General features: G+C 63.9%; 25 protein-coding genes and 1 pseudogene. 15 read left to right on the forward strand and 11 right to left on the reverse strand.

Going from position 1 to position 26,466, the window contains the following annotated elements:
- The first annotated feature begins 141 nt into the window (after positions 1-141).
- Genes MUG98_RS01365 through MUG98_RS01385 form a run of 5 tightly spaced genes read left to right on the forward strand, consistent with a single transcriptional unit; the run spans position 142 to position 5,088 of the window.
- The gene (locus MUG98_RS01365; protein ID WP_265110396.1) at positions 142-1,470 is read left to right on the forward strand and encodes an ABC transporter substrate-binding protein; all 1,329 of its coding nucleotides are present in this window, start codon (positions 142-144) and stop codon (positions 1,468-1,470) included.
- 28 nt (positions 1,471-1,498) lie between these two features.
- Positions 1,499-2,419 (forward strand): branched-chain amino acid ABC transporter permease, encoded by a 921-nt coding sequence (locus MUG98_RS01370; RefSeq protein ID WP_265110397.1) that lies wholly within the window; start codon positions 1,499-1,501, stop codon positions 2,417-2,419.
- Positions 2,416-3,558, forward strand: a complete 1,143-nt coding sequence (locus MUG98_RS01375) for a branched-chain amino acid ABC transporter permease (protein ID WP_265110398.1) — start codon at positions 2,416-2,418, stop codon at positions 3,556-3,558. The genes MUG98_RS01370 and MUG98_RS01375 overlap by 4 nt, the downstream gene beginning before the upstream one ends.
- 1 nt (position 3,559) lies before the next feature.
- Positions 3,560-4,333: an ABC transporter ATP-binding protein gene (locus MUG98_RS01380; RefSeq protein ID WP_265110399.1), complete on the forward strand. Its 774-nt coding sequence runs from the start codon at positions 3,560-3,562 to the stop codon at positions 4,331-4,333.
- Positions 4,330-5,088: an ABC transporter ATP-binding protein gene (locus MUG98_RS01385; protein WP_265110400.1), complete on the forward strand. Its 759-nt coding sequence runs from the start codon at positions 4,330-4,332 to the stop codon at positions 5,086-5,088. The genes MUG98_RS01380 and MUG98_RS01385 overlap by 4 nt, the downstream gene beginning before the upstream one ends.
- 120 nt (positions 5,089-5,208) lie before the next feature.
- Here the strand turns inward: MUG98_RS01385 and MUG98_RS01390 are convergent, their stop codons facing one another.
- Positions 5,209-5,925, reverse strand: coding sequence for a helix-turn-helix domain-containing protein (locus MUG98_RS01390; RefSeq protein WP_265110401.1), 717 nt, complete (start codon positions 5,923-5,925; stop codon positions 5,209-5,211).
- A 282-nt stretch (positions 5,926-6,207) separates the two neighbouring features.
- Here MUG98_RS01390 and MUG98_RS01395 point away from each other — a divergent pair, with 282 nt between their 5' ends.
- The 3 genes from MUG98_RS01395 (at position 6,208) to MUG98_RS01405 (ending at position 10,922) form a co-directional block, all read left to right on the forward strand.
- Entirely contained in the window at positions 6,208-7,065 is an 858-nt protein-coding gene (locus tag MUG98_RS01395) for an SDR family NAD(P)-dependent oxidoreductase (protein ID WP_265110402.1), read from the forward strand.
- Positions 7,066-7,070: 5 nt separating this feature from the next.
- On the forward strand, positions 7,071-9,089 hold the full coding sequence (locus MUG98_RS01400; RefSeq protein WP_265110403.1) for an AMP-binding protein: 2,019 nt from the start codon (positions 7,071-7,073) through the stop codon (positions 9,087-9,089).
- 672 nt (positions 9,090-9,761) lie between these two features.
- Positions 9,762-10,922, forward strand: coding sequence for a helix-turn-helix transcriptional regulator (locus MUG98_RS01405; RefSeq protein ID WP_265110404.1), 1,161 nt, complete (start codon positions 9,762-9,764; stop codon positions 10,920-10,922).
- Between the two features lie 213 nt (positions 10,923-11,135).
- Here the strand turns inward: MUG98_RS01405 and MUG98_RS01410 are convergent, their stop codons facing one another.
- Both MUG98_RS01410 and MUG98_RS01415 read right to left on the reverse strand, forming a co-directional pair.
- Positions 11,136-13,361 carry an LUD domain-containing protein gene (locus MUG98_RS01410; RefSeq protein WP_265110405.1) on the reverse strand — a complete coding sequence of 742 codons (2,226 nt, stop codon included), beginning with the start codon at positions 13,359-13,361 and terminating at the stop codon, positions 11,136-11,138.
- Entirely contained in the window at positions 13,354-13,881 is a 528-nt protein-coding gene (locus MUG98_RS01415; RefSeq protein WP_265110406.1) for a LutC/YkgG family protein, read from the reverse strand. The genes MUG98_RS01410 and MUG98_RS01415 overlap by 8 nt, the downstream gene beginning before the upstream one ends.
- 6 nt (positions 13,882-13,887) lie before the next feature.
- On the opposite strand from MUG98_RS01415, the gene MUG98_RS01420 reads away from it, so the two are divergent.
- The gene (locus MUG98_RS01420; protein WP_265110407.1) at positions 13,888-14,343 is read left to right on the forward strand and encodes an FAD-binding oxidoreductase; all 456 of its coding nucleotides are present in this window, start codon (positions 13,888-13,890) and stop codon (positions 14,341-14,343) included.
- Positions 14,259-15,197 (forward strand): annotated as a pseudogene (locus MUG98_RS01425) (heterodisulfide reductase-related iron-sulfur binding cluster); the annotation flags it as partial. The gene MUG98_RS01420 and the pseudogene MUG98_RS01425, both read left to right, overlap by 85 nt.
- A gap of 64 nt (positions 15,198-15,261) precedes the next feature.
- Here the strand turns inward: MUG98_RS01425 and MUG98_RS01430 are convergent.
- Together MUG98_RS01430 and MUG98_RS01435 are read right to left on the reverse strand one after the other, a co-directional pair.
- Complete coding sequence (locus tag MUG98_RS01430; protein WP_265110408.1) at positions 15,262-15,657, reverse strand: Zn-ribbon domain-containing OB-fold protein; 396 nt, start codon at positions 15,655-15,657, stop codon at positions 15,262-15,264.
- Positions 15,657-16,823: a thiolase domain-containing protein gene (locus MUG98_RS01435; RefSeq protein ID WP_265110409.1), complete on the reverse strand. Its 1,167-nt coding sequence runs from the start codon at positions 16,821-16,823 to the stop codon at positions 15,657-15,659. Before MUG98_RS01435 ends, MUG98_RS01430 begins: the two co-directional genes overlap by 1 nt.
- 239 nt (positions 16,824-17,062) lie before the next feature.
- Between MUG98_RS01435 and MUG98_RS01440 the strand changes: the two genes are divergently transcribed.
- A complete protein-coding gene (locus MUG98_RS01440) occupies positions 17,063-18,130 on the forward strand; it encodes a M42 family metallopeptidase (RefSeq protein WP_265110410.1) in 1,068 nt (355 codons plus the stop codon).
- 21 nt (positions 18,131-18,151) lie between these two features.
- Here MUG98_RS01440 and trkA read toward each other — a convergent pair whose 3' ends face one another.
- From trkA to MUG98_RS01465, 5 genes are all read right to left on the reverse strand, one after another.
- Positions 18,152-19,489 carry a Trk system potassium transporter TrkA gene (trkA, locus tag MUG98_RS01445; RefSeq protein WP_265110411.1) on the reverse strand — a complete coding sequence of 446 codons (1,338 nt, stop codon included), beginning with the start codon at positions 19,487-19,489 and terminating at the stop codon, positions 18,152-18,154.
- Positions 19,490-19,661: 172 nt separating this feature from the next.
- Positions 19,662-20,183 (reverse strand): SRPBCC family protein, encoded by a 522-nt coding sequence (locus tag MUG98_RS01450; RefSeq protein WP_265110412.1) that lies wholly within the window; start codon positions 20,181-20,183, stop codon positions 19,662-19,664.
- A gap of 183 nt (positions 20,184-20,366) precedes the next feature.
- A complete protein-coding gene (locus MUG98_RS01455; RefSeq protein ID WP_265110413.1) occupies positions 20,367-20,888 on the reverse strand; it encodes an FKBP-type peptidyl-prolyl cis-trans isomerase in 522 nt (173 codons plus the stop codon).
- 2 nt (positions 20,889-20,890) lie between these two features.
- The gene (locus MUG98_RS01460) at positions 20,891-22,246 is read right to left on the reverse strand and encodes a sulfite oxidase (protein WP_265110414.1); all 1,356 of its coding nucleotides are present in this window, start codon (positions 22,244-22,246) and stop codon (positions 20,891-20,893) included.
- Positions 22,247-22,385: 139 nt separating this feature from the next.
- The gene (locus tag MUG98_RS01465; protein ID WP_265110415.1) at positions 22,386-22,847 is read right to left on the reverse strand and encodes a plastocyanin/azurin family copper-binding protein; all 462 of its coding nucleotides are present in this window, start codon (positions 22,845-22,847) and stop codon (positions 22,386-22,388) included.
- A 247-nt stretch (positions 22,848-23,094) separates the two neighbouring features.
- Here MUG98_RS01465 and MUG98_RS01470 point away from each other — a divergent pair, with 247 nt between their 5' ends.
- On the forward strand, positions 23,095-23,847 hold the full coding sequence (locus tag MUG98_RS01470) for a helix-turn-helix domain-containing protein (RefSeq protein WP_265110416.1): 753 nt from the start codon (positions 23,095-23,097) through the stop codon (positions 23,845-23,847).
- A gap of 28 nt (positions 23,848-23,875) precedes the next feature.
- Here the strand turns inward: MUG98_RS01470 and MUG98_RS01475 are convergent, their stop codons facing one another.
- Entirely contained in the window at positions 23,876-24,112 is a 237-nt protein-coding gene (locus MUG98_RS01475; RefSeq protein ID WP_265110417.1) for a DUF2061 domain-containing protein, read from the reverse strand.
- A gap of 232 nt (positions 24,113-24,344) precedes the next feature.
- On the opposite strand from MUG98_RS01475, the gene MUG98_RS01480 reads away from it, so the two are divergent.
- The 3 genes from MUG98_RS01480 (at position 24,345) to MUG98_RS01490 (ending at position 26,387) form a co-directional block, all read left to right on the forward strand.
- Positions 24,345-25,172, forward strand: a complete 828-nt coding sequence (locus MUG98_RS01480; protein WP_265110418.1) for an IS5 family transposase — start codon at positions 24,345-24,347, stop codon at positions 25,170-25,172.
- A 106-nt stretch (positions 25,173-25,278) separates the two neighbouring features.
- Positions 25,279-25,968 carry a helix-turn-helix domain-containing protein gene (locus MUG98_RS01485; protein ID WP_265110419.1) on the forward strand — a complete coding sequence of 230 codons (690 nt, stop codon included), beginning with the start codon at positions 25,279-25,281 and terminating at the stop codon, positions 25,966-25,968.
- Between the two features lie 74 nt (positions 25,969-26,042).
- Positions 26,043-26,387 (forward strand): helix-turn-helix domain-containing protein, encoded by a 345-nt coding sequence (locus tag MUG98_RS01490; protein ID WP_265110420.1) that lies wholly within the window; start codon positions 26,043-26,045, stop codon positions 26,385-26,387.
- The last annotated feature ends 79 nt before the right edge of the window (positions 26,388-26,466 follow it).

A 26,466-nucleotide genomic window follows, 5' to 3' on the forward strand; every position in this document is an offset into this window, starting at 1 on the left:
GATGCAACGCACTCCCGCCTTCTCGTTCGGACGAAATCGAGAGGTAGCTGATCACGGTTAACATGTACACATTCGCCTATTTGGGTTGGTAGTGACTCTCACGTGTATGGCGAACCAGCCACGAGAGGGAGTACACCGACCATGACAACGGGACCAACCGCAGGGGCGGAATCGGGTGGAATCGACAGACGAACGCTACTGAAAACCGTCGGCGGTTCGGCGCTCGCGATCGCGCTGGCCGGCTGTACGGAACTACTCGAAGGCGAGCAGGAGTCGCTGGAAAACGCCGACGTTCCGGACGAGCCGATCGAGTCGGGCCTGCAGACGTTCACGGAGGGCGCACCGGCGGTGCTCGGCGTTCAGGCCCGCTACGGTGCCGAAACTGCGGTCCGTCGGATCAACGAGAACGGCGGGATCGCCGGCCGCAACATGAACCTCGACGTCGTCGAGGAGGGCGGGGCGCATCTCACGAACTACCAGCAGTTCGTCGACGAGGGGAAAGACGTCACCTTCGGCCCGATCTCGAGCAGCGGCCACGCGGAGATGGTCCCGGAGATCGAGGCGCAGGAGGTCATCAACGTCTCGACCGACGGGACGGTGACGACGCTCTACGAGGAGGACTTCCCGGACGTAACCTACTCGTTCCGGTTCCAGAACCACGACGTGATGGAGGCGCTCGCGGCGGTCATGCAGGCGGTCGAAGTCCTCGGGGCGGACTCGATCGATACCTACGCCGGGATCAATCCCGGCTACGCGTTCGGCCAGGACGAGATGGACCTGTTCTCGAAGGGGATCGAACAGGTCGCCGGAGCCGAGGAATTACACAGCGGCTTCCCGGACCTGGGAACCGACGACATGTCGACACACATCACCGAGATCAACAGCGAGCAACCCGACATCGTCTTCTCGAGTTGCTGGGGCGGCGACGCGACGCTGTTGCTCGAGCAGGGCCACGCTAACGGCATGTTCGACAGCATCGAGCTGCTGGTCGGACCGGTCCTCTACGGCTCGGCCAACGACATGAGCGAAGACCTCGTCGACGGGCCGATCTACTCGGGGTCGCGTAACTTCTACTGGGGCGAGCCGTCGACCGATCGGTGGAGTCCGGCCGCCGATCTGGTCGACGAGGTTCAGAGCGAGTACGGCGTCGTGCCGACGGCTCACTTCATGAGCGGCTACGGTGCGGTGACCGCGTGGGCGACGGCCGCCGAGAAGGCCGTCCAACTCCTCGGTCGCTGGCCCGAACAGGACGAACTCGCAACCGTCCTCGAGAATCACGGGTTCTTCACGCCGGCCGGCTACCACACGATGGGGGCGGACCATCAGGGGTACTCCAACGCCCACTTCGGCGAGTTGACCTGGTCGGACGAGTACGACGCGGCGGCGCTCGCGGACGTGAACGTCTTCTCCGCCGAATCGGTATCGCCGCCGCCTGGTGAGGTTTCCGCCGACTGGATCGGGAACTGGTGAGCGACGTGCGAAACCGAATCCAGTAACTATGCTCGAACACGTACTCAACGGGCTCTACTACGGGTCGATCCTGTTTATGATCGCGTCGGGAATGACGATCATCTTCGGCGTGCTCGGGATCCTCAACCTCGCACACGGCGAGCTGTACGCGCTGGGCGCGTTCTGTGCCTTCACCGTCGTCGGCTTCTTCGCGGGACAGGTCGCATCCCCGACCGGACCCGTGACGGCGGTGCTTTTCGGCCTCGTCGTCCTCGCCGGCTCGCTCGCGGCCGCCGCCGTACTGCTCCCGGTCGGCGGCGCGCTCGAGGCGACGTTTATCAGACCCATCTACGACCGGAACGAGGTCTACCAGCTCCTGTTGACCTACGGATTGCTGCTGGTCCTGACCGACGTGATGAAGGTCGTCTGGGGACCGTCGCCGATCGACGTCGGCGTCTACAGCGGCATCAACGCGATCCCGACGACGGAACTCGTCGGCGTCAGCTATCCCTCGTACAACGTCCTCGTCATTCTGATCGGCGTCGCGGTGTTCGCCTGGCTCGTCTGGTTCTTCGATCGGACGAAGACCGGCCGCATCGTGCGAGCGACCGCCATCGATCGGGAGATGTCGACGGCCATCGGCGTCAGCACGGACCGCATGTTCACCCTCGTGTTCGCCATCGGCGCGTTCTTCGCCGGCTTCGGCGGCGCGATGGTCAGCATCGGTCCGAGTCCGGCCTCCCTCGGCATGGGGCTCGACTGGCTGGTACTGTCGTTCGTCGTGATCGTCATCGGCGGGCTCGGCAGTCTGAAGGGCGCGTTCGTCGGCGCGCTGTTAGTCGGCGTCTCCAGCCGGGTCGTGACGCCGTACTACCCGGAACTCGAGTTGGCCGTTCCCTTCCTCCTGATGGTGCTCGTCTTGCTGATCAAGCCCGAGGGTATCTACGGAACCTGGGGTGAGATCCAATGAGTCGCTTCCTCGTCGAGCGCGACGGCGAGACCCGCGTGCGCCTGTCGGAGGGGATGGAACTGACCAAGAGCCGGACGATCCTCGCGGCCGTCGGACTCGTCGTCCTCTTTCTCGTCCCCGACATCACGCGGTTTACCGGCCTCTCGTTTACCGCGATTCACCGCGGAATCCTGTTCGGCCTCGCGGCAGTCGGGTTGAACCTCATCCTGCGCCACACGGAACTCGTCTCGTTCGGTCACGCGGCGTTCTTCGGCGTCGGTGCCTACGGCGCCGCCGTGTTGGCATCTTACTTCGACGTCTCGAGCGGGCTGGTATTGCTTCTCGGTGGCGTCGTCGCGGCGACGACGATCGCAGTGCTGATCGGGTACTTCGTCGCCGGCTACCTCGACATCTACTTCGCGTTGCTGACGCTCGCGTTCAACCAGGTGCTGTACGCGTTCGTCCTGCAGAGCAGCTACTTCAACTCGAGCGACGGGCTCAGCGTTCGCCCCGACGGGCTGAACCCGCCGACGCTGTTCGGCTTCCAGTGGACGACGTCGGGGTACGATCTGATCCTGTACTACTTTACGATCGTCGTACTCGTCGTCTCGTTGCTGGTCATGTGGAAACTCGTCAACTCGCCGTTCGGGCGGGCACTGGACGCCATCGGTCAGAACCGAACGCGAGCCAGGTTCGTCGGTATTCCCGTCGAGAAGTACGTCTGGATCGCGTTCGTGATCTCCGGCATCTACGGTGGGCTCGCTGGCGGGCTGTTCGCGCTCTTGCAGTTGCACGTCAGTCCGGATCCGACCCTGTACGCGTTCGTGTCGGGCGAGATCCTGTTCATGGCGATCCTCGGCGGGTTCGGAACGCTCGTCGGTCCCGTCGTCGGCGGAATCGTGCTCGTCTACCTGCTGATCCAGGCACCGTTCTACGTGGAGTACTACAACGCCCTGACCGGACTGCTGTTGATCGCGGTCGTGCTCTTCCTGCCGGAGGGAATCCTGGGATCGGTCCCCAAAATCGGTGCCGAACTGGCACGACGACGTCGCGATCCAGGCATGCTCCGAGAGGACGTCGCGACGATCGGCACGTCGCTTCGCCGGGCTGCAACTCGCGCCGCAACCACCGTTCGAATCATCGTTTTCGGGGTCAACTGACATGCTCGAAGCACGAGATCTTCGCAAGGAATTCGGAGAACTGCGCGCCACGGACGACGTTTCGCTGAAGTTCGGACGGACCGACGGCGAGATGGTGTTTATCGTCGGCCCGAACGGGGCCGGCAAGACGACGCTCATCAACCTGTTGACCGGGCTGCTCGAGCCTGACCGGGGCTCGGTCGTCGTCCACAGGCAAGAAAACGGCTCCACCGTCGAGGAGGAGATCACGGAGATGGCTCCCGAAGACCGCGTCAAGGCGGGACTCGTCAGGAGTTTCCAGATCGTCCACGTCTTCGAGGAGATGACCGTTCGCGAGAACGCCCGAATCGCGGTCCTCTCCCGGTACGGCAAAACGCTGAGTATGCGCTCCGTCGACGACGGCCACGAGGACGTCGAACGCGAGATCGACGACCTCCTCGCACGGTTTCGCCTCACGGACGTCCAGCACGAGGTGGCCGAGACGTTGCCCCACGGCGATCGGAAACTGCTCGACGTGGCGATGTCGTTCGGACTCGACCCGACCTATCTGCTGCTCGACGAGCCCACGGCCGGCGTCGCGACTCGAGAGAAGGAGTACGTCATCGAAACGATCGTCGAGGCCAGCGAGGCCGACGGTGTGACGACGGTGACGATCGAACACGACATGGACCTCGTCAAGGAGTACGCGGATCGCCTCGTCGTCCTCCACGAGGGCGGGGTCTTCCGGGAGGGCGACCCCTCCCTGCTCGAAACCGACTCGGAACTCCGTCGGGTCCTGCTGGGGGTGGACGAATGAGCACGCTCGGTCCCGATTCCGACACCTCGAGTCCGCTGCTCGAGGTATCGAACCTCTCCGCGACCGTCGAAGGATTCGAAGTCACTCACGGCATCGATCTCGAGGTCAACGAAGGTGAGGCCGTCGCGCTCGTCGGCCGCAACGGAGCCGGCAAGACGTCGACCTTCCGGTCGATCATGGGACTCACGCCGGTCCCGGACGGTTCGATCCGGCTACACGGCGAGGAACTACTCGATATCCGGCCCGAACTGATTCCCAAACGCGGGATCGGCTACCAGCCGGAAAACCGCGACCTCTTCACCGGGATGACCGTCGAAGAAAACTTCCGGTTGCCCATCTGGACCGCCGGCGCGGCGCGGGGCATCGAAGACGAGGACGCCGTGGTCGAGGATATCTTCGATCTCTTTACCGAACTCGAGGACCGCCGTGACGCCGAAGTCCAGAACCTGAGCGGCGGTCAAGGGAAGATGACCGCGATCGGACGGGCGCTCGCGCTCCAGCCGGACCTGCTCCTCCTCGACGAACCGCTCGAGGGGCTGGCCCCGGTGGTCGTCGAGAACGTCAAGTCCCACATTCGCGAGATTATCGACCGAGGCATCTCGGTGTTGATCGCCGAGTCGAACGCGAGCCACGTTCCGGAGATTGTCGACAGAATGTACGTGATCGAACGCGGCGAGATCGTCGACAGCGGCGATCCCGAGGTGCTTTCCGGGGACGAGGAGATCCAGATGCTGATGCAGGGCGGCGGCGAATAGTCCCGCTCGTCACGGATTTCGCCGGCGCTTCGGGATTGTATCGGCCGGGTAACGGAACCGAAGTGGCCGGAAAGTACGCGCTACTGGCGGTTTCGGCCGTCGACCGCTTCGCCTGACGATTCAGAACTCCTCGGTGCCGTCCAGCTGGTTCAGTGCGTTCAGCGCCGCCTTCAGAATCTTCCGTTCGCCGCGGCGCAGGTTCATCGAGACGGCCGTCTTCGAGACGTCGAAGTGATCCGCCAGTTCGTCGAGGGTCGTGTCGCGTGGCGTCTCGTAGTATCCCCTGTTCGACGCGACCTCGAACGTTTCGCGTTCGGTCTGGGTCAGGGAGCGACAGCCTTCGAGGAGTGACATCGCGCTGTCGGAGTTCTCGAGCAGATCGAACAGCGTCGCCGGGCCGAACTGGTCCCGTCCCTCGACGCTGTAGTCGTTGTGTCGCTCGAGTTCGGCGAGGGCGTGGTCCTCGTCTCGATCGTCGTCGAAGCCGACGTGCCATCGCTCCCGGCCGTTCTCGATCTGAAAGGGGCCGGTGATGTAGCCGCCGTTCTCCTGGATCGTCTCCATGGCGTTCGTCTGCTCGATTATCGTCCCGATCTGGGCGACGTTGTCCCGCTTCGTGAGGATGTAACACTCCGTCATGTTCGTGTGGTCCCGGAGTGCGCGGAGTCCGTCGTCGAGCGACCCCGTCGAGTCCCCCCGTGCGATGAGCCGCGTCTCGAGTTTCTCGTCGTCCGTATCGAGTTGCCACTGGACGGCCGAGAACGCGATGTCGACATCATCAGTCGTGTCGATGAACGGGCAATCGTACTGCCGCATGTCGAGATCGAGGTCGATCATCGATCGATAGGTAACAACCCCCATGCGGGGAATTAACTGTTTTCATTTTTCACAAGGCTGAACGTCGGCGAACCGCGACGTGGTTCTGCGAGTATCACCGCGGTCCCGACGGCGTTCAGCGTGACGGCTTGACCGTCCCCGGGCCTGGCCACTCGGCGGACCAGCACCCGGCCCTGGCCGCCCGGAACCCCACCGAATTTCGGACGCGACCCCGCGCCGTCGTTGATATGTTAATGGCTCGGTTTTAGTACGACGCTAGCGAACACATCTCGTGTTCGAGCCATGTCTCAGGACCAGGTTACACCGCCGACGGTGACGCGGGACGACATTCACACGATCGACGACGACTCGTTTACCGATCGGAACGTTTGTCTCGTCACGGGGGCCGGATCGGGAATCGGCCGCGCGACCGCACTCGCCGCTGCCGGCAACGGCCTCACGGTCGCAGCTACCGACCTCGACGAGGCCGGCCTCGTCGGAACGGTCGATCGGGGCGAGGACCTAGATCTCGCTGGATCGATCGAACCGATCGCGGGGGATCTCACGAACGACGACGACATCGAACGGATCGTCGAGGACGCCGCAGAGTTGGGCGACGTCAAGTATCTCGCGAACGTCGCGGGGATGCAACACATCGACTCGATCGACGACTTCCCGATGGAGGCCTACGATCGGATGCATCGGGTGATGCTTCGAGCGCCGCTGTACCTCTCGAAACTGTGCATTCCGCACTTCCGGGAGACGGAGGACGGCCGGGGCTGCGTCGGCAACATGGCGTCGGTCCACGGTCACTACGTGACCAGCGACAAGGTCGGCTACAACGTCTCGAAGTTCGGCCTGCGCGGACTCACCCAGTCGATCGCCGCCGAGGGCGACGGCGAGATCCGCTCGTTTTCGATCAGTACCGGCTACGTCCAGACCCCGCTCGTGACGGACCAGCTAGGGGATACCGCCGAGCAGCGCGGGATCAGCGTCGACGAGGTGATCGAGGACGTGATGCTCGGGCAATCGCGCGTCAAAGAGATGATGGACCCGATCGACGTGGGGAATCTCTTCCTGCTCGGGTTTTCGGATCTGGGACGGCACCTGGACGGCGGAGACCTGTTGTTTGATGGTGGAATGACTCTTACGTACGAGTGAGTTCCATGTCTGCAGATACCAGCCTGGAAGACGTCGACGAGATCGTCCACGAACCCGGCGAGGAGTTCGTCGAGTCCACGAACGTCTACGAGTTCATGCAGGCGTACGACATCGACGACTACGACGAACTCGTCGAGCGCACCACGACGGAGGTCGAGGGCGTCGAAGAGTCGGGCGTCGACTGGTTCTGGGACGAACTGGTCGACTACCTCGACATCGAGTTCTACGAGGAGTACGACGCGGTCAGAGACGACAGCGAGGGACCGCAGTTCACTGACTGGTACCCCGGCGGCGAGCTAAACGTCGCCCACAACGTCCTCGATCGCCACGCCGCCGTCGACGAGGAGCGACGCAACAAAGTCGCGACCATCTGGGAGGGCGAGGACGGCGACGTTCGCGAGGTAACCTACCACGAACTCCACCGCCAGTCGAACAAGGTCGCCAACGCGCTCGAAGCGCGCGGGATCGAGACCGGGGACACGGTCGGCCTCTACATGCCGATGGTCCCCGAGGTCGTCTCGATCCTCTACGGCTGTTTCAAGGTCGGCGCGATCGCGGTGCCGATCTTCTCCGGCTTCGGCGTCGACGCCGCCGCGACCCGGATCGCGGACGCCGAGTGTTCCGTCCTCCTGACGGGCGACGGCTTCTATCGGCGCGGCGATCCGGTCTTCCTCAAGTCCGCCGCCGACGAGGCGATCGAGGAGGCCGGCCACGTCGAGCACGCGATCGTCTTCGACAGACTCGGCTCCAGTGACCCGAAGAGCGAGCACGAGATCCCCTGGAACGACGGTCGTGACGAGTGGTGGATCGATGCCGTCGAGACCCAGGACGACGCGTACGAGACGAAGTCGCTCGACTCGAGCCAGGAGTCGATGCTCCTGTACTCCTCCGGAACCACGGGCAAACCGAAGGGCATCGTCCACACGCACGCGGGCGTCCAGGTCCAGTGTGCGAAGGAGGTCTACTTCGGGATGGACCTCAAGCCCGCCGATCGGTTCTTCTGGGTCTCGGACATCGGCTGGATGATGGGTCCGTGGACCCTGATCGGCACGCACACCTTCGGCGGCACCGTCTTCATGTACGAGGGTGCGCCCGACCACCCCGAACCCGATCGCTTCTGGGAGATGATCGACCGGCACAAGCTGACCCAGTTCGGCATCTCGCCGACCGCGATCCGCGCCCTCCGGAAACACGGGGACGAGTGGCTTGAGGGCCACGACCTCTCCTCGCTCCGACTGCTCGGATCGACGGGCGAACCGTGGGATCCCGAATCGTGGCGGTGGTTCTACGAGAACGTCGGCGGTGGCGAGGCCCCGATCATCAACATCTCCGGCGGGACGGAGATCTGCGGCTGTTTCCTGATGCCGATGCCGACCGAACCACTGAAACCCTGCACGCTCGGCGGCCCCGGCCTCGGGATGGACATCGACATCGTAGACGCCTCGGGTGAATCCGTCAAGGAGGACAACGAACGCGGCTTCCTCGTCGCGAGGGACTCCTGTCCGTCGATGACCAAGTCGCTCTGGTCGGGCGACGAGCGCTATCTCGAGGAGTACTGGTCGTCCTTCGAGGATACGTGGGACCACGGCGACTGGGCCCAGAAGGACGCGGACGGCTTCTGGTTCCTCCACGGTCGCGCCGACGACGCGCTGAACGTCGCCGGTCGCAAGGTCGGCCCGGCGGAGGTCGAGGGGGCGCTCATCGACCACGAGGCGGTCAACCAGGCCGCGGCGATCGGCGCGCCCGACGACACCACCGGAACGGCGGTCGTCACCTACGTCATCCTAGAAGAGGGGGAGACGGAGTCCGACGCGTTACGAGACGAACTGCGCGCGCAGGTCGGCGAGGAACTCGGCAAGCCGTTCCGCCCGCGAGAGGTGCTGTTCGTCGACGAGTTCCCGAAAACCCAGTCGGGCAAGATCATCCGGCGGGCGATCGAGGCCACCTACACGGGCGAGGACCTGGGCGACATGAGTAGCATCGAGAATCCGGGCGCGCTCGAGGAACTCGAGGACGCTCGATAGCGGCAGGTTCCCCTGTCGTCGGCCGGTGTAGCGTCGGCATCGAACTGCGATTCGGCGACCTCGTCCGAATCGTCGGTGAACTCGAACTCGAGGTCCGCATCGGCACACCGGGTTCGGCTTCGATCGACACGCCGCCGTCGATCTCGATCACCGCGTTTCCGCCCGTTTCCCCGGTGAACTGCCGAAACAGTGCGTCGGTACCCGCGCTCGTGAGTTCGGGCACTGCCGCTCGATCGATCGGCGATCGAGGTCGTGCGAACGCTACGTTACGTCGCTCCACGCGTTCGTCGAACGCCGCGTTCTCGAAGTCACTGCGCGTCGTCGCTCGTTGCAGTGACGACGGGGATAGCCGTGCGCCGGTCGTGACGGTCACGTCGTTGCCGGTCCGTTCTTCCTGGATCGGTCCGTTCGGGGTCGCCGTCCCGGCGACGACCGCCGGGCCGAGCGTGCTCGTACAGAGCAAGACGACCATCGAGACGATCGGTAGTCGTCGGCGTACGCCGATCACGCCTCGGACGATAACCGGGAGACGCCGGATCGATAGCGGGATCGATTTCCGCCGAATTGCGCGATTCGATCCCTCTTCTTGCGGACGTTTGCAGCGATTTTCGTCGCGTTGTAGTTCCGTAGTCAGTACGCTTATACGATCGGTCTCGAAACTTCGGAGTGAACGTGAGTACCCTACCCGATCGCGCCGTCGTCGTGGTCTTTGCTGTGATACTCACGCTCGGGGTCGTTCCCGTCGGGACCGCGATGTCGATCGCCCAGTCTCCCCGGACGGCTGTCGACGATGGACCCTCGATCGCGGCGGCAGATACCCCCGAGGCCGACACGACGGTGACGCGCATCGCAATCGACGAGGGCGGTACCGCCACCTGGTCAGTAACGATTCGGACACGACTCGCCAACGAGTCGGACGTAGATGACTACGAAGCCTTTCAAGAGCGGTTCCGGGCCGATCGGACATCCTACGTCGAGCAGTTCGAGGAGCGAATGACCGGGGTCGTCTCGAGCGCGGCGGCGTCGACCGATCGGTCCATGACCCCGACTGACTTTCGGGCCGAGACGTCGATACAGGAGGTGCCCAGGCGGTGGGGCACCGTCACGTACTCGTTCCGGTGGACGAACTTCGCCGCGGTCGACGGTGACGCAATCGTCGTCGGCGACGTGTTCGAAGGCGGGCTCTACCTCGACGACGACGATCGGCTACAGATTGTGCCACCGAAAGGATACGCGCCGACGGCGACGTCGCCGCCACCGGACGAGAGTGATGGTGCGACGGTCGTCTGGGCGGGCCCCGAAAACTTCGCCGATCAGCATCCTACGGTCCGCTTCGAACCGGCCAACTCGGCGGTCAGCAGCGATAGCAGGGAGACGACCACGTGGACCGAGTTCCCGCTCGTGGCCGCCGGCGTTACCCTGCTCTTCGTGAGCGTCGCGAGCGTCGTGATCGCCGTTTCCGTCGCGTCGCGACGCGATCCACGCCAACAGATGCGCTCGAACATACCCGTACTGACCGGCACGCCGACCGAAAACGCCGCAACCGACCCGGACGACGATACTGGGGTTCCGAGCGACGGCGATGAGCCGGTGGAATCCGAATCGATCGATTCCCCGGCGTCGGTCCCCGACCTCGCCACCGACGAGGATCAGGTTCGCGCACTTCTCGAGCAAAACGGCGGTCGAATACGCCAGGCCGCGATCGCCGAGGAACTCGAGTGGTCGGCGTCGAAGACCTCCCGGGTCGTTTCGGGAATGGCCGAGGCAAACGCGGTCGAAAAACTCCGGATCGGCCGCGAAAACGTGATCGAGCTGCGCGAGGAAGGGGAATAAGGGCCGATTCGGCTCGTCGAGTCAGGGGGATCGCTGTGAGCGACCCGGCACCTCGATTCTGGCGGGCGTGTCGCACGGGCGGTGATCTCCGCTGCTGCCAGCCGCATCTCGGCCGTCGGTGGCGTCTCGAGCCACCCGGAGGTCGGCGATGAACCGGCAGACCGGTCGTTCGACCGTCCTCCGACGATCGATAACTCGTTTCAGTCGCCCGTCTCAGACGAATCGAGCCCTCGGATCGAGCACCTGGATCGGATGCACCGCCTCGCGATCGAGGAGGTCCCCGAGCTGGTCTTCACAGGAGGTGCCGCTGGCGACGACCAGCCGATCCCGCGTTTCGGGCTCGGTGAACTGCTCGGCGAGCCGATCGCCGACGTCCATACTCAGTTCGTAATACTCGCGTTTGTAGCCGAAGCTCCCGGCCATGCCGCAGCACTCGACGTCGCTCTCGACGACGTCGTAGCCGAGGTCCTCGAAGACGGCCCTCGTGTACCGATCGAGTTCGAGGGTTCGCTGCTGGCAGTGGGAGTGGTAGGCGATCGGCGGTCCGTCGGTGCCGGATCGCAGTCCTGCAGCGTCGCACTCGTTTGCGAGCACGCCGTAGACGTATTCGAGAATCTCGTAACTGTCGTCCCGGAGTCGCTCGAAGGGGCCCGCGGGGAGCAACTTCTCGTACTCGCGGCGGAACATCGCGAGGTCGCTCGGTTCGATCACGACGACGTCCCGGTCGGCGTCTACGTGCTCGGCGAGCGCGTCGTAGACGCGACTCGCCTGCTCCTCGGCGGTGGCTATCATGCCCTGTGAAAGCGGCGCGCGCCCGCTCTCGCCGACGTCGGGAATCCGGACGTGGACGTCGAGCGCCTCGAGGACCCGGACGGCCGCCTTGCCGCGATCGACGTCGACGTAGTTCGTGTACGTGTCGGGATAGAGCACGACCTCGCGATCGGCGTCCGCCGACTCGGTCCGTGACCCCCGGTTGTCGTACCAGTCGCGAAGGGTCTCGCGCTCGAATTCGGGGAGCGGACGACGACTGTCGATCCCGGCGACGCGTTCCAGGAGCGTTCTGGCGGGGCCGAGACTCGCCAGCCAGTTCGAGACGGGTGCGGTCGCACTCCCGAGTTTCGCCAGGGTCTCGTAGTTCCCGAACAGTCGCTTCTGGAGGTCGACGCCGCCGGGTTCGTCGTCGGGAACCAGTTCCTCGTAGACGAACTCGAACCGGCTCTCGTCGCCGTCGCGGTTGATCCGATCCCGGACGACCGTGTTGAGCCACGGGATGTCGATGTTCACTGGACAGGCGTTCACGCACCGTGTACAGCCGGTACAGAGGTCGTTGAACTCGGCCGCCGACTCCTGGCCGTGGACGCCCGCCTCCCACCCCGTCGCGATGCCGCCAGTGTAGGTCTCGCCGCCGAAGGCGTGGCCGCCGACGGACTGGAAGTTCGCACACGAGTTCGCACACGCCGAACAGCGGATGCAGTACAGCGTCTCCCGTAGCTGATCGTCCTCGCGCATCGCCATGCGGCCGTTGTCGATCAACACGAGGTGGAACTCCCTGTCGTCGTCCCGGTCCGCGAACGCGACGTCGGGGTCGTCGAAGTCGACGACGGGCGACTCGACGGGCGGCGTCAGCAACGAGACGTAGGACGTGATGTCCTGGCCCGTCCCCGATCGGCCGATGAGTTCGATGAACGGTGCGAGGTCCTCGACCGCGGGAACGATCTTCTCGACGCCGGCGACGGCGACGTGCGTGTCCGGGACGACCGCCGACTTCCGGGCGTTGCCCTCGCTCGTCACCAGCGCGATCGTCCCCGAATCCGCGGTGATGAAGTTCGCACCGGTCATTCCCACGTCGGCGTCGGCGATCAACTCGCCCAGCCGTTCGCGCGCGAACTGCGTGAGTTCCGCGGCGGTTTCGAGCGGTTCGTCGGGGTCGAACCGCTCGTTGAAGAGGTCGGCGATCTCCTCGCGGGACTTGTGTATCGCCGGTGCAACGATGTGCGACGGCGACTCCGCTGCAACCTGTAACACCCACTCGCCGAGGTCGGTTTCGACCACGTCGACGCCGTCTCGCTCGAGCGCCTCGTTGATCTCGAGTTCCTCGCTGGTCATCGACTTCGACTTCACGAGCCGTTCGGCCTCCCGATCGGCGGCGACCTCCCTGATATAGCGGTTAGCGTCGGCCGCGTCGTCGGCGAGGTAGACCGTCCCGCCGTTTTCCTCGACGGTCTCGGTGACCCGATCGATCAGTTCCGGAAGGCGCTCGATCGCGTCCTCCTTGATCGCCCGCGCCTCGTCTTTCAGGGCCTCGTAGTCCTCGAGGTCCGCGACCGAGTCGTACCGTCCCTGGTTGAACCCGAGCGTGTTTGCCTCGACGGCGTCCCCCTCGGTCTCGAGCAGCCGTCGGATCCGATCGGCTTTCGCCCGGCGATCGGTCTCACTCATCGCGCTCACCCGACGGTTCGAGGACGACGACGTGGACGTCCTTCGGCCCGTGTGCCCCCCTCACCAGCGAACCCATGTCGGCGGTCGCACTCGGTCCCGTCGCGATGATTGCACTGCCGCCGTCGCGCAGTTCCGGCCCCAGGCGGGCGATCGCCGTGGGCATGTTCGCGACGATGTCCGCCTCGCGGAGTACGGCGACGTGCAGGTCGGGAAAGAGGCTTACCTGCTCCGCGCCCGCCGGGGTCGCCGGGAGGACGACGCTGCCGTAGTCGGCGATCCCGATCGAGGCGGCCGTGATCCCCGTCACCGCCGAATCGAGGCTTCTCGGCGTCGGTTCGCCGTTCACCCAGTCCGGAAGGGAGACCGACGAGAACGGGAGCGACGTCCCGACCGCTGGCTCGCGAGCGATTCGCTCTAGGGTCCGATCGAACCCGGCAGGGTCGGTGTACGTGACCGTGACGTCGAGGTCCGCGAGCGCGGCTTCGAACCGTTCCGGGACGGACCCTGTGTCGACACTCATGGGACGATGCTACGACCGTGCCCATTTTACTGTTCTGTTCGTTCACGCGCGACACACCGAGTGGATCCGAGCGGTCGGCAGCCGATCGGCGTCGTCTTCCCGCGATCGACCGCCGACGTCGCCGCTGTCGTCGAGTACTGTGCGGAACGGGAAATTCCGGTCCTCCCGCGCGGCGGCGGGACGAGCCTCGCGGGTCAGACGGTCAACGAGGCCGTCGTCCTCGATTTCACCGCGTACATGGACGGCGTCGTCGACGTCGATCCCGACGCGCGGCGTGCGACCGCCCAGTCGGGGATCTACCTCGGCAGTCTCAACGAGACGCTCGCACCGCACGACCTGAAGTTCGCGCCCGACCCCGCCTGGGGTGACAAGAGCGCGCTCGGCGGCGCGATCGGCTCTTCGCGAACTTCGAGACGCTCGCGAAACTCGGGAGCGCGACCGCACCCGTCTCGAACTGGATGACGAACCTCCCCGGGGCCGGCCTCCTCGCGGAGAAGGCGCTCGGCATCTCCCGGGAACGGGACCTCCCGATGTTCGAGCGTCGCACCTTCGCGAAACGGGTCGCCGATCGCGACCCCGCCGTACCCGCGGACGAGGCGACTCGCCGCGCAGTGTTGGTGCCGGACGTCTACACTAATCACGAATATCCCGCCGCCGGTGAAGCGGCTCTAGACGTGCTCGAAGCCGCCGGCGTCCGCGTCGAAGTCGCCGATCCGCGCGACGTCGGTCGGCCAGCGTTCTCGAAGGGGATGCTCGATCTGGCCGCCGAAAAGGCACGCGGAACCGTCGACGGACTCGCACCGCTGGTCGAAGACGGCTGGGACGTGGTCCTGATCGAACCCTCGGACGCGGTCATGCTCCAGTCGGACTACCGCGACCTGCTCTCCGGCCCGGCGGTCGATCGCATCGCCGCCAGCACGTACGGGGTCTGCGAGTACCTCGATCGGTTCGACCTGGACGCCGAACTCGCGTTCGACGCGTCCAACGACCACCTCGTCTACCACGGCCACTGCCACCAGAAGGCCCACGCGAAGGACCACCACGCCGTCGGCGTCCTCCGGCGTGCCGGCTACGCGGTCGATCCGCTCGATTCGAGTTGCTGTGGCATGGCGGGCAGTTTCGGCTACGAGGCCGAACACTACTCGATGAGCGCGGCGATCGGTGCAGTCCTGTACGACCAGGTCGACGACAGCGAGGGTGACCGCGTCGTCGCACCCGGCGCCTCCTGTCGGACGCAGCTCGGGGATCGACCGGGAGCCATCGGCGATCCGGCGACGCCGATCGAAGTCGTCGCCGAAGCGGTCGACCGATCCTGAGTCGCGCAGAGTGAGTCAGAAACGAGCGTCGATCGTAAGTACGCGAAACGGGCGTCGATCGGAGTTACGCGGGCGAGAACGCCAGCACTCGTTCGCCGGTCGTCTCCGAGACCGAAATCTCGATCTCGACGGTGAGGCCGGGTTCGATCGCCTCGAGATCGACGCCGACTACCTGCCCGGTGATCCGCACGGGGCCGAAGTTCGCGATCGCCGTGGCGTAAGGGGCGTCGTCCTCGAAGGCGGGTGTCGGGACGTGCGTGACGGTGAACGTCTCGATCTCGCCCGTCTCGGGGAGCGAAACCGCTTCGAGGTCCGTCGACCCGCAGTCGGGACAGACCCGACGCGGCGGCAGCGATCCGTGCTCGTTGGGACACTCGAGGTAGTACGCGTCGTCGTCTTCGACGGCGTCGATCCAGTCGTCGAACCCCGCGTCCTGCACGCCGGTCTCGCTGTCGCTCATTATTCTACCACCTCCAGGACGTGAACCGTCGCACTGGCGACCGTGCCACCCGCGTTGTGGGCGACGCCGGTATCCGCGTCCTCGACGTACTCGCTGTTCGGGTGCATTCCCGCGAGGAGTTTGCTGATCTCGGCGATCTGGGAGGCCCCGGTCGCACCGACGGGGTGGCCCTTCGCCTTCAGGCCGCCAGAGAGGTTGATCGGCGTCTCGCCGTCGGCGGTCGTCCGGCCGTCGCGGGCCGCCGAGATCCCCTCGCCGACCCCTTCGAGGTCGAGCGCCTCGATCGCGAGCACCTCCGCGATCGTAAAGCAGTCGTGGACCTCCGCGACGTCGACGTCGCCTGCGTCGATGCCGGCCTCGGCGTAGGCCTCCTCGCCGGCCTCGCGTGCCGCGGGCGAGCGAGCGAGGAACTCGCGATCGTGCAGGGCCATCCGATCGCCGCCCTGGCCGGTGCCGGTGATCGCGACCGGTGCGTCGAGGTCGTTCTCTTCGGCGTAGTCCTCGCTCGTGAGGACGACCGCCGCCGCGCCGTCCGAGATCGGACAGGAGTCGTAGAGACCGAGCGGACTCGAGACCTGCGGAGCCTCGAGGACGTCCTCGACCTCGATCGCGCTCTGGTACTGGGCTTTCTCGTTTGTCAGCGCGTTCTCGTGGTTCTTGACGGCGATGTGTGCCAGGTCTTCGTGCTCGCCGCCGTACTCCGCGAAGTAGGCCTGTGCCATCAGCGCGTACGCGCCGGGGAAGGTCATTCCGGCCCGGACCTCCCAGAGGTCGTCGGCCGCGATCGCGAGCGCTTCGGTCGCTCCCGCGGTCCCGAGGTTGGTCATCCGCTCCGCGCCGCCGACGAGGATCACGTCTTCCTCGCCGTTGCGGATCCGCTTGACCGCGTCACGGATCGCAACGCCGCTCGAGGCACACGCTGACTCGTAGCGGGTCGCGGGTGCCCGGACGCCCGCCGCTTCGGCCATCAGCGGCCCGTGATGGCCCTGATGTTCCGAGAGTTCACCCATAAAGTTCCCGTAGAGGAGGGCGTCGACGTCGTCCCGTTCGACGCCGCTGTCCGCGAACGCCTCGATACTCGCCTCCCCGAAGAGATCCCGACTCGTCCGTTCGGGCGTATTCCCGAAGGGTGTCAGGCCGACACCTGCCACACGTACGTCGCTCATGATCCACCGTAGCAGTCCGACCGGTTAATACTCCGCGGTTCACATTTTAACCGTCACGATCGTTGATACGGTATCCTGGAACGATTCGACAGGCCGTCTCGGCCGAGATACGGATGACGGGCCCGATCTGCGGGCGACCCGCTTTCCACGTGATGCGGGTGATGAACCCTCTCTCGCGTGATGCGGATGACAGACCCGCTTTCCACGCGCTTATAGCCCGGAGCGACTCACGTGAGAGCATGTCAACGGCTTCGTTCGATCTCGACCTGCTCACCGAACTGACCGAGACGAGTGGTGTTCCCGGCTACGAGGACCGGATTCGAGAACTCGTTCTCCAGGAATTCGACGACAGCGTCGATCGGGTCCGGACCGACGCGATGGGGAACGTCGTGGGAACGCTCGAGGGCGGATCGGACTATTCGGTCGCCGTCGCGGCCCACATGGACGAGATCGGGTTCATGGTCCGCCACGTCCGCGGCGAGGAGGACGAATTCGGCTTCGTCGAACTCGACGCGCTCGGCGGCTGGGACGCCCGCGTCCTCAAGGCACAGCGGGTGACGATCCACACCGAGGACGGCGATCTGCCGGGCGTGATCGGCTCGCCGCCGCCACACACCCTGGACGAGGAAGAACGCGAGAAGACTCCCGAGGTCGACGACGTCGCCGTCGACGTCGGCCTCCCCTACGAAGAGGTCGCCGAGCGCGTCTCGCCCGGCGATCTCGTGACGATGGATCAATCCACCGAGCGCGTCGGCGAGACGATCACCGGCAAGGCGCTGGACGATCGGGTCTGCCTGTTCGCGATGCTCGAGGCCGCGCGCCGGATCGAGGATCCCGACGTGACGATCCACTTCTGTGCCACGGTCCAGGAGGAGGTCGGCCTGCGCGGCGCTCGCGCGCTGGGCGTCGACGTCGATCCGGACCTCGCGATCGCACTCGACGTGACAGTGGCCAACGACGTCCCCGGCTTCGAGGACGGCGATCACGTCACCGACCTCGGCGAGGGGACCGCGATCAAGCTCAAGGACTCGAGCGTCATCACGAACCCCAAGGTCCACCGCCGGCTGAAAGCCGTCGCCGAGGACGAGGGAATCGACTACCAGCACGAGATCCTGCCCGCCGGTGGCACCGACACCGCCGGCTTCCAGTTCTCGGCGGGCGCGAAACCCGTCGGAGCGATCTCCGTTCCGACGCGCTATCTCCACACCGTCACCGAGGCCGCCCACGTCGACGACGTCGCGGCGACGATCGACCTCCTCGCGGCGTTTCTCGAGAGCGAGGACGGCGAGCACGAGTACACGTTCTAGCCGGTCGACCGGATCGCACCGTCACAGGTACGCGACGACCGCGTCGAGGACCTCGGTATCGACGAACAGGACCACGTGATCGCCGGCGTCGAGCACCGTTTCGCCGCGCGGCGTGATCAGCTCTCCGTCTCGCGCGATCGCCCCGATCACGACCCGATCGGACAGGTCGGCCATCACCTCCTGGATCCGGGTCCCCGCCAGCGGACTCGCAGCCTCGATCTCGAATTCGAGCACCTCCGCCCGATCGTGTTCGAGCATCGCGATCCGTTCGGTGCGCTGCTCGCGGGTGAATCGGGTGATCTCCTCGGCAGTAACGAGGCGCGGATTGACCGCGACGTCGATGCCGACGGTCTCGAAGATGTCGATGAACTCGCCGGCCTCGACGACGCCGATCGTGCGATCGACGCCGATCCGCTTCGCGAGCAGGGAGACGAGCAGGTTCCGCTCGTCGCCTTCGAGGGCGGCGACGACGATGTCGGACTCGGCGACGTGTTCCCGGACGAGGAAGTCGATGTCGGTCGCGTCGCTCTGGAGGACCAGCGTGTTGCGGAGGCGTTCGGCGAGTTCCCGTGCCCGGTCGGGGTCCTGTTCGACCAGTCGCGGCTCGAGTCCCCTCGATTCGAAGAGCCGGGCCACCTGGGCACCGATCTCGGTACCGCCGACGATGACGATCTCGTCCACATCTTCGATCGTCGGTGCGGGCGTCAGCGCTCCTGCGAACCCGCGGACGTTCTCCTCGGAGCCGATGACGACGACGGCGTCGCCGGCCCGTATCGCCGTCTCCCCGCGGGCGACGACGACGTCGTCGTCCCGGATGATCGCCGCGAAGGTCAACGACTCGTAGCGATCGGCCTCGGCGACGGTCTCGCCCGCGACCGGGCTGTCGGAGTGGACCTCGAACTCGGCCATCGTCACGAGTCCGTTCGCGAAGAGTTCGACGTCGCGGGCTCCCGGCATTCCGGCGATCCGGACGATCGTCCGTGCGGTCTGGAGGTCGGTACAGACCATGAAGTCGACGCCGAACGCCCGCTCGGATCGTTGCCACGTGTGAAACAGGCCCGGTTCCCGCACGCGAGCGATCGTGAACGGATCGGAGACGGCCTTCACCGCCCCGCAGACGACGATGTTCGTCTCGTCGACGTCCGTGCTGGCGATGACCAGGTCGGCGCCGTCGATCCCCGCCTCCTCGAGCGTCTCGATCGACGTGCCGTCGCCCTCGATCGCGAGAACGTCGTGCGAGTAGGTGACCGATTCGACGCGTTCACCGTCGATGTCGACGACGACGACGTCGTGATCGTCGTCGAGACTGGCGGCGATGTTGGTGCCGACCTCGCCGGCACCGACGACGATCACCCGCACGCGAGGGTCACCTCACTCCGGTCGATCGGGCGTGATCGACGGGGGACGGACGCGGGCGATCGACGGGGGGTGGTCGAGGGCGGTCGGCGCGGACCGATCGGACTCATGTAGTCAGTGTACTCGGGCGAGCGGGAAGTGAGTTTGCGTGGGGCCCGCAGGGTGACGGATCGGGTCAGGGCATCTCGTGGATCGTCAGTTCGACGTCGCGTCGTCGCCCTTCGATATCGGTGACCAGTCGTTCGACGACGGTCTCGGCCTCGTCTATGAGTCGTGGTTCGACCCTGTCGACGACCCAGTCCAGCGAGACGAATCGCGGGAGCGAGATCGAACTCCTGTCCGCGGAGTACGGGTCGTAGACGGCGTCGAAGTAGATTCGACTGGCCGTCGGTGCGTCCGTCGGGGCCGATTCGGGTTCCGGTTCGACTCGCCACTCTCCGCGAGCGTCGATGTCCTTGGTCAGTCGCCACTGCAGCGAGTTGGGCGGGGAGACGTCCGTCACCTTCGATCGGGCGGTGTAGGTGAGTTTCCACCAGGAGAGCACCAGATCGTAGACGGAACCGACGCTGCCGTCGCCGTGCACCCGGACCTCCGTGAGGTGGTCCGTGTACCGGGTGTAGTCCGTGAACGATCGGACGTGCGGGAAGACCTCCTCGGGGGGGCGGTAGGCGAGCGTGCTGAGGAGAATTCTGTCCACGGGAGCCGTGTAGGGGCGGTTCGATAGTAAGGATTGCTATCCCCGAACCGAGAGCCGTCCGACCCGGGATCGATCCGAGAACGAATCGACCCCGTTCCAGGCGACCGGCGGCGGTCCCCCCGCGACCGGGTGCTCCCTGCCGACTGGTGCGAACGGACGGCACCCGCCAACGGACGGCACCGATCAGGGGGTCCCGATCCCGTCGGCGGGATCGACGTCGTGACCGGTCTCGGAGCCGTGCGTCTCCAGCACGTTGATTTCGAACTCGACGCGTTCGCCGGCGAGTTCGTGATTGAAGTCGATCGTCACCTCGTCGTCGGCCACGTCGACGATCCAGCCGACCTCGCCGGTCTTGCTCTCGACGAGTTCGTTCACTTCGGCCGTGGTGTCGCTACGAGCCTCGATTTCGTCCCGGGGGACCGTGACCACGGCACTTTCGTCGACGGTGCCGTAGGCCGATTCGGGATCGAGGACGACCGTTCGCGTGTTGCCCTCGGACATCCCCTGCACGGCCTCGTCGATCCCCGGCAGCACGTGGCCCTCGCCGACGCGGAACTCGAGGGGCTTGAAGTCGCGGTTGTCGTGATAGATTCCCTCCTCGAGGGCGACGTCGACGTCGGTCGTCTCGAATATCTGTCCCGCGTCCGGACCGTCGACGAGGCGACCGGTCAGGTGGACGATCGCGATTTGGCCGGGTTCGATCATGGTCACTCCTCGACGGTGCAGTCCACGGCGTGGGGCATGTAGGCGTTGTTGCCGTATCCGCTCTGATTCCACGGGTACTGGTCGTCCTCGATGCTGCGGAGCTGGTCGTCGGGGTCGGAGATCGTTGCCGGTTGCGTGTAGCCGCGCTCGTCGGTCGCCCGAGAGGCGAGCGTGTGCTCGCCCGACGACGGGTCCTCCCAGACGTAGCGGAACTGCCGCCAGCCCGCGTTGCCGTCGACAGGGCCGAAGAACTCGGCCTCTCCCCAGGTGTCGCCGCCGTCCGTTGACACCTCGACCGTGTTGAGGCCGTCGTCCCCGGCCCACGCGACGCCGATGATTTCGACGGTTCCCGCGGGCGACGGTGACACGGTCTGGCCCTCGCCCGGATAGCCGATGATCGACTTCTCGACCTGATCGTACATGTAGGCGTTGCGGATCTCGTCGGTCCGCTCCATCTGGTCGCGCGTGTCGTAGACCGGAATGTCCTCATAGTGTTCCGCCCTGGTGTCTTCCTCGGGGACGATGCGGTAGGAGTACTGCTGCCAGTGCGTGTAGGTCCGCTGTCCGTCTTCGGGAGCGCCTTCCTCTTCCCACTCCTCGCCGATGACCATCGTCTCCATGACGTGCATCCGGTTGAGCCACTTCACGTTGTTACAGCCGAACCAGCCCGGAACGAGCAGCCGAACTGGGAACCCGTGGTCGGGCGACACCGGCGAGCCATTCATGTTGTACGCCAACAGCGTATCGTCCATCACCTTCTCCATCGGGATCGACCGGCAGAAGACGTCCTCGCCCTCCGGGTGTTCGCCGCCCATCACCGTGAGGAAGTACTCCCCGCTCGTCTCCGCCCCGTAGTACTCGAGGATTTCCGAGACGGGCGTCCCCGTCCAGACGGTGTTCCCGACGGCCCCGAAGGTCCACTGATTCCCGCCCACTTGCGGCTCGAAGTACGATCGGCCGTTCCCGGCACACTGCATCGTGTGGGTGACCGAGTCGGTGCTGAAGGAGTGTTTGATCTCCTCCATCGACAGTTCGACCTCCTCGTCGACGAGGCCGGTCAGCGAGACCGTCCACTCGGACTCCTCGATTTCGGGAGTCGGGTAGTGGTTCCGGATGTAGTGTTCCTCACGCGGCGTGATGTACTCCGCGTACGTCTCTCGGGCCGCGGCCTCTGCGTTTTCCGGCTCCGGCGAGAGAATCCGCAGTCCCGGATACCGTTCTTCGAGAGCCGGTCCCTCGTCCTCCGTTTCGTCCTCCCCTTCGTCCTGTGTCGGCTCTCCTTCGGCTTCCGCGTCACCGTTGCCGCTCTCTCCGCAGCCGGCGAGAACGCCGACGCCGGCGAGCGACCCCGTTGCCATCAGAAACCGCCGTCGTTCGACGAACCGGTCGCGTAGCGAACCACCGTCTGACCCTTCTCCCTCACTCGATTGCTGCTGTGACATGCGGTGTACTGTTTGTGGTAACCAATATCAAACATCGGCTGGTCCACACCAACCGCTACTCGGTGACGATCACCGTTCCAACCATTCCCTGTCCGGCGTGGGGAGTACAGACGTAGACGTACTCTCCCGGAACGGCAAACTCGTGTTCGAACGTTTCGTCTACGTCCATGATGGCGAAGTGGTCGTCGCCTTCGTAGGACGTGAACGGGTCGGCATCGTCCGGATTTTCGCATTTCGGCGACGCGTCCGGATGGCTCGTAACGTTGTGCCCTTCGCTCAACGCGGTCCACCGAACGGTGTCTCCCACCTCGATTTCGACCTCTTCGGGTTCGTATCGGAGGCGTCCTTCCGGGCCGACGTCGACCTCGGTGACGTCGCCGTCGCCCGATCCGTCGGCGTCGTCGCTAGATCCGTTGGCGTCCTGTTCGTCGTCGTCCTGTTCCCCGGAACATCCTGCAAGCGCCGACCCGATCGCGATCGCGCTGGCCGTCCGAAGGAACGTACGTCGTTCGATCATCCTGCACGCCATCGCAGGTAAGCGGCTTACATATAACCTGAATTGGCACAGACCAACCGATTCCGAACTCGAAGGCCGCCGGCGAGATGGGCAAACGTCACGGACCTCGTTATCCGACTCGAACGGAACAGCAGTCTCGCTGCTCGAGTGCGAGAGAAAAATTCGAGCAGTCGCACACTTACGGATACTCGTACCTATCGTATGAAATAGTATCACATATTTAGTGTCCCATGAGTGTTGTTATCACATGCGAGAACTCACCTTCGAACTCGGATATCAGGACGGAGCCTGTCCCCTGATGGACGTATTCATGGAGTATCCGACGCTGACGGCGGACTCCATCGGCAGTTGCATTCAGCGGGATCGGTTTTGGTTGATCGATCGATTCGTGGGGCCCTCGGCGGCGCTCGATCGCATCGAACGCATCAGGTTAGACGGGGACACGCCGAGAGAGGAAATAACGTCGTCGGACTGCCGAGCGATTCGACAGCACGAGATACTCGAACGCCCCTCGACGACGCTCGTTCTGTACTCGTTTGTGAAACGGACGCACACCTGCAATTCCGTGATGGCCCTTGCGGCTCGACACCTCGATCTCGGCGTCATCTTTCAGTCACAGCGACGCGGCAACTGTCACAGTTGGCGCTTGCTCATGCCGTCGGACGAGAACGTCGACGTGTTCTGCGAGCAGGCCGAAGCGCACCTCGACGACGGGATTCGCTTCACCCTCGGCCGACTCTGTGACGCGGAACAGTTGAACTACGACTCGCTGGCGTCGGTGTCGATTCCGCGAGAACAGCGGGAAACGCTCCGGGCAGCGATCGAACACGGCTACTACGAGACGCCGCGGGACATCACCGTCAGCGAACTCGCGGACGTTCTCGACGTTCCGCAATCGACGGTTTCCTATCGCCTCCGTCAGGCGGAAGCACGACTCGCCAAAGGCTACCTCCACCGTTCCGACGGCGAGTTCCGCGCTCGAGCCACGAAACACACGTGATCGATCGGGACGACGGCTATCTCGATACCTACGCGAAGAGTCCCCAGGCGATCCGGTCCCAGAGGCGTTCGTAGGTGTAATAGGTGCCGGTCTTCACCACGTTAGCGACGATCCCGATGTCGATGGCGGCCCGAGCGTCGTCGACGACGACCCAGGCGACCGCGATCGTGATCGCGACCATCAGGAGCCGATAGCCCAGGGTCTTTATTATCGCCCGCTTTCGCGCCTGAAGCGGACGGGACGAGACGGACGTCGAGTGTGACATGCCGACTATTACCACATTCGCCATCTTAAATGTAACCGATACCGGTACCATTTTCGAGACGATATAATGGTATTCGGTTCCCCTTCTTCGGGAACGTGTCTCGACGCCGGGGACTCGAGACGCCGTAGCGGGCTTCGAGAGCGACGAGTTTCGACGCCGACGGAGTCGATGGAAATTCTTGGCTCTGTTGAAATCCTCGGAGAGTTACAGCTTCGAGTAGTGGGTTGACCGAATGCAGACTCTCCCAAAATCAAGGTTGCTTCAATTCGTAGAGAAGGCATTTCACTTAGCTCAACGAGCTACGGCCCGATACTCCTCCAAGTTCTCGAAGCAACGCTACACGCTCCACCAACACATCGTTCTGCTCTGTCTGAAAATCCGCAAGAACACGTCATACCGTACACTTCTTGACGAACTCATCGAGATGCCACGTATTAGAAACGAAATTGGTCTCGCTGAAATTCCATCGCCGTCAATACTGTGTAAAGCGTTCCATCGCCTTGAGATGGCTGTGTGGCGTGTGCTTCTCAATCTCTCGGTCGCGTTGCTCCCAACCAATGGTGTTGTCAGCATTGACGCGTCAGGCTTCGATCGAAGCTATGCATCCAAGCATTATACGAAACGAGCGAAACTCACTATCCAGCAGTTGAAAGTCACACTCTTGATCGATACCAAAGCGAACGCTATCCTTGATATTCACGTCACAACGACCCGAAAACACGATTCACAGATCGCTCCATCACTCATCAGGCGCAATCGCAACAGCATCCGTATCCTGCTCGGAGACAAGGGATACGACGACCAGACAATCCGATCGCTCGCACGGGAATATGAGATACGTCCACTCATCAAGCATCGGGAATTCACCTCACTCCACTACGCGTGGAATGCGCGGATGGACACTGATCTCTACGGGCACCGCAGTCAAAGTGAAACGGTTAATTCCGCTCTCAAACGGAAGTACGGTGCCTTCGTACGGTCACGGTACTGGTGGAAACAGTTCCGTGAACTCGTCATCAGGTGCGTTGTCTACAATATTGAGATCGATCTCTCCAACTAATCGGCTCACAGAGAGCGTTACGAGACAGTGACCCAGCGGTCATCTGCAATCAAACCAGTGATGAGTTCACCGGTGAGGTCTATGCCGCTGGGCGCATACCGACACTATGAGTGTCGTCGCCGAATTCACTGTCGATGCAGACCAGTTTCAACTCGGTGACACCCTCTCGGGCGTACCGGGTATCACCTTTGAACTTGAACGGTGTGTCCCAACAGGAGACCTTGCTCTCCCGTTCCTGTGGGCTACCACAGAAGAAGACCTCGACGAGGTGGTGGAAACGTTTGAAACGCAACTCCTCGACAGTCCGTATGTCAAGAAAATTCTGGCTCTCGATAAGATAAAAAACGGAATATTCTACCGAATCTCGTGGACAGATCCTACAGAGGATCTCCTCGATGCGATCATTATGTCAGACGCGACTATCCTCCAAGCACGCTCCGAGCAGGGAACGCGATGGGAGTTCAGCGTTCGGTTTGTGGATCACGATAAGTTGGCGTTGTTTCAAAACACCTTGGCTGATCACGAGGTCAGAATCCATATCGACCGTATCTACACGTTCGCCGAGGAGACCGATCACCGACGACAGTTCGATCTTTCGTTCGAACAACGGGAAGCGTTAGTGCTCGCAGTTCAGCGAGGCTACTTTGCGACGCCGAGCAAAGTGAGTCTCGACGAGTTAGCGGACGAACTCGGTATTACAAAACAGGCGGTCTCGGCCCGCATTCGGCGTGCCAACGAGAAAGTTCTCGAAACGACGTTGCTCTCCTCGGCAGTTGCGGAGCGTGGTGGTGATTAACTTCCACGGGAAATAAAAGGGCTTGACTCGTCAGTGAACACCCTTACTCGTAGTTGCTCCGGACTGAAACCTGCATGGCAAACGACGATCCGGCCTCGACGGACAAGACATCACTAAGCGAGGTCTTCGATGTGCTCACCCACGGTTCCCGGCGACGGATTCTCTTGGAACTGGCCGATCACAATCCACGGACTGCGGCTGAATTCGAGGCCGAAGAATTCGCCGTAGGGGAGGGCAATCACGACTCGCCTAAAATTGAACTCCACCACACTCATTTGCCTGCTCTGGCAGACGCGGGGTTCATCAACTGGGACTCCCAGACTGGGACAATTACCCGCGGGCCCCGCTTCGGTGAAATTGAGCCGCTTCTCACATTGATTGACGACCAGCAAGAAGGACTCCCGACCGACTGGCCGTAATCCACCAGCGCCATTTGGGCGTTTAACGTGTCAGACCTGAACGGTTTCAACAAGGCCAAATTCTTCTATACGCGCGGTG

This window comes from Halosolutus halophilus (genome assembly GCF_022869805.1).
In the GTDB taxonomy this organism is placed as follows: Archaea; Halobacteriota; Halobacteria; order Halobacteriales; family Natrialbaceae; genus Halosolutus; species Halosolutus halophilus.

Bases quoted from the DNA above. Each gene is read 5' to 3' on its own strand.
- MUG98_RS01365 (WP_265110396.1), top strand. From the start codon at position 142: ATGACAACGGGACCAACCGCAGGGGCGGAATCGGGTGGAATCGACAGA.
- MUG98_RS01370 (WP_265110397.1), top strand. From the start codon at position 1,499: ATGCTCGAACACGTACTCAACGGGCTCTACTACGGGTCGATCCTGTTT.
- MUG98_RS01375 (WP_265110398.1), top strand. From the start codon at position 2,416: ATGAGTCGCTTCCTCGTCGAGCGCGACGGCGAGACCCGCGTGCGCCTG.
- MUG98_RS01380 (WP_265110399.1), top strand. From the start codon at position 3,560: ATGCTCGAAGCACGAGATCTTCGCAAGGAATTCGGAGAACTGCGCGCC.
- MUG98_RS01385 (WP_265110400.1), top strand. From the start codon at position 4,330: ATGAGCACGCTCGGTCCCGATTCCGACACCTCGAGTCCGCTGCTCGAG.
- MUG98_RS01390 (WP_265110401.1), bottom strand. From the start codon at position 5,925: ATGATCGACCTCGATCTCGACATGCGGCAGTACGATTGCCCGTTCATC.
- MUG98_RS01395 (WP_265110402.1), top strand. From the start codon at position 6,208: ATGTCTCAGGACCAGGTTACACCGCCGACGGTGACGCGGGACGACATT.
- MUG98_RS01400 (WP_265110403.1), top strand. From the start codon at position 7,071: ATGTCTGCAGATACCAGCCTGGAAGACGTCGACGAGATCGTCCACGAA.
- MUG98_RS01410 (WP_265110405.1), bottom strand. From the start codon at position 13,361: ATGAGTGAGACCGATCGCCGGGCGAAAGCCGATCGGATCCGACGGCTG.
- MUG98_RS01415 (WP_265110406.1), bottom strand. From the start codon at position 13,881: ATGAGTGTCGACACAGGGTCCGTCCCGGAACGGTTCGAAGCCGCGCTC.
- MUG98_RS01420 (WP_265110407.1), top strand. From the start codon at position 13,888: ATGCTACGACCGTGCCCATTTTACTGTTCTGTTCGTTCACGCGCGACA.
- MUG98_RS01430 (WP_265110408.1), bottom strand. From the start codon at position 15,657: ATGAGCGACAGCGAGACCGGCGTGCAGGACGCGGGGTTCGACGACTGG.
- MUG98_RS01435 (WP_265110409.1), bottom strand. From the start codon at position 16,823: ATGAGCGACGTACGTGTGGCAGGTGTCGGCCTGACACCCTTCGGGAAT.
- MUG98_RS01440 (WP_265110410.1), top strand. From the start codon at position 17,063: ATGTCAACGGCTTCGTTCGATCTCGACCTGCTCACCGAACTGACCGAG.
- MUG98_RS01455 (WP_265110413.1), bottom strand. From the start codon at position 20,888: ATGATCGAACCCGGCCAAATCGCGATCGTCCACCTGACCGGTCGCCTC.
- MUG98_RS01460 (WP_265110414.1), bottom strand. From the start codon at position 22,246: ATGGCAACGGGGTCGCTCGCCGGCGTCGGCGTTCTCGCCGGCTGCGGA.
- MUG98_RS01465 (WP_265110415.1), bottom strand. From the start codon at position 22,847: ATGATCGAACGACGTACGTTCCTTCGGACGGCCAGCGCGATCGCGATC.
- MUG98_RS01470 (WP_265110416.1), top strand. From the start codon at position 23,095: ATGCGAGAACTCACCTTCGAACTCGGATATCAGGACGGAGCCTGTCCC.
- MUG98_RS01475 (WP_265110417.1), bottom strand. From the start codon at position 24,112: ATGTCACACTCGACGTCCGTCTCGTCCCGTCCGCTTCAGGCGCGAAAG.
- MUG98_RS01480 (WP_265110418.1), top strand. From the start codon at position 24,345: ATGCAGACTCTCCCAAAATCAAGGTTGCTTCAATTCGTAGAGAAGGCA.
- MUG98_RS01485 (WP_265110419.1), top strand. From the start codon at position 25,279: ATGAGTGTCGTCGCCGAATTCACTGTCGATGCAGACCAGTTTCAACTC.
- MUG98_RS01490 (WP_265110420.1), top strand. From the start codon at position 26,043: ATGGCAAACGACGATCCGGCCTCGACGGACAAGACATCACTAAGCGAG.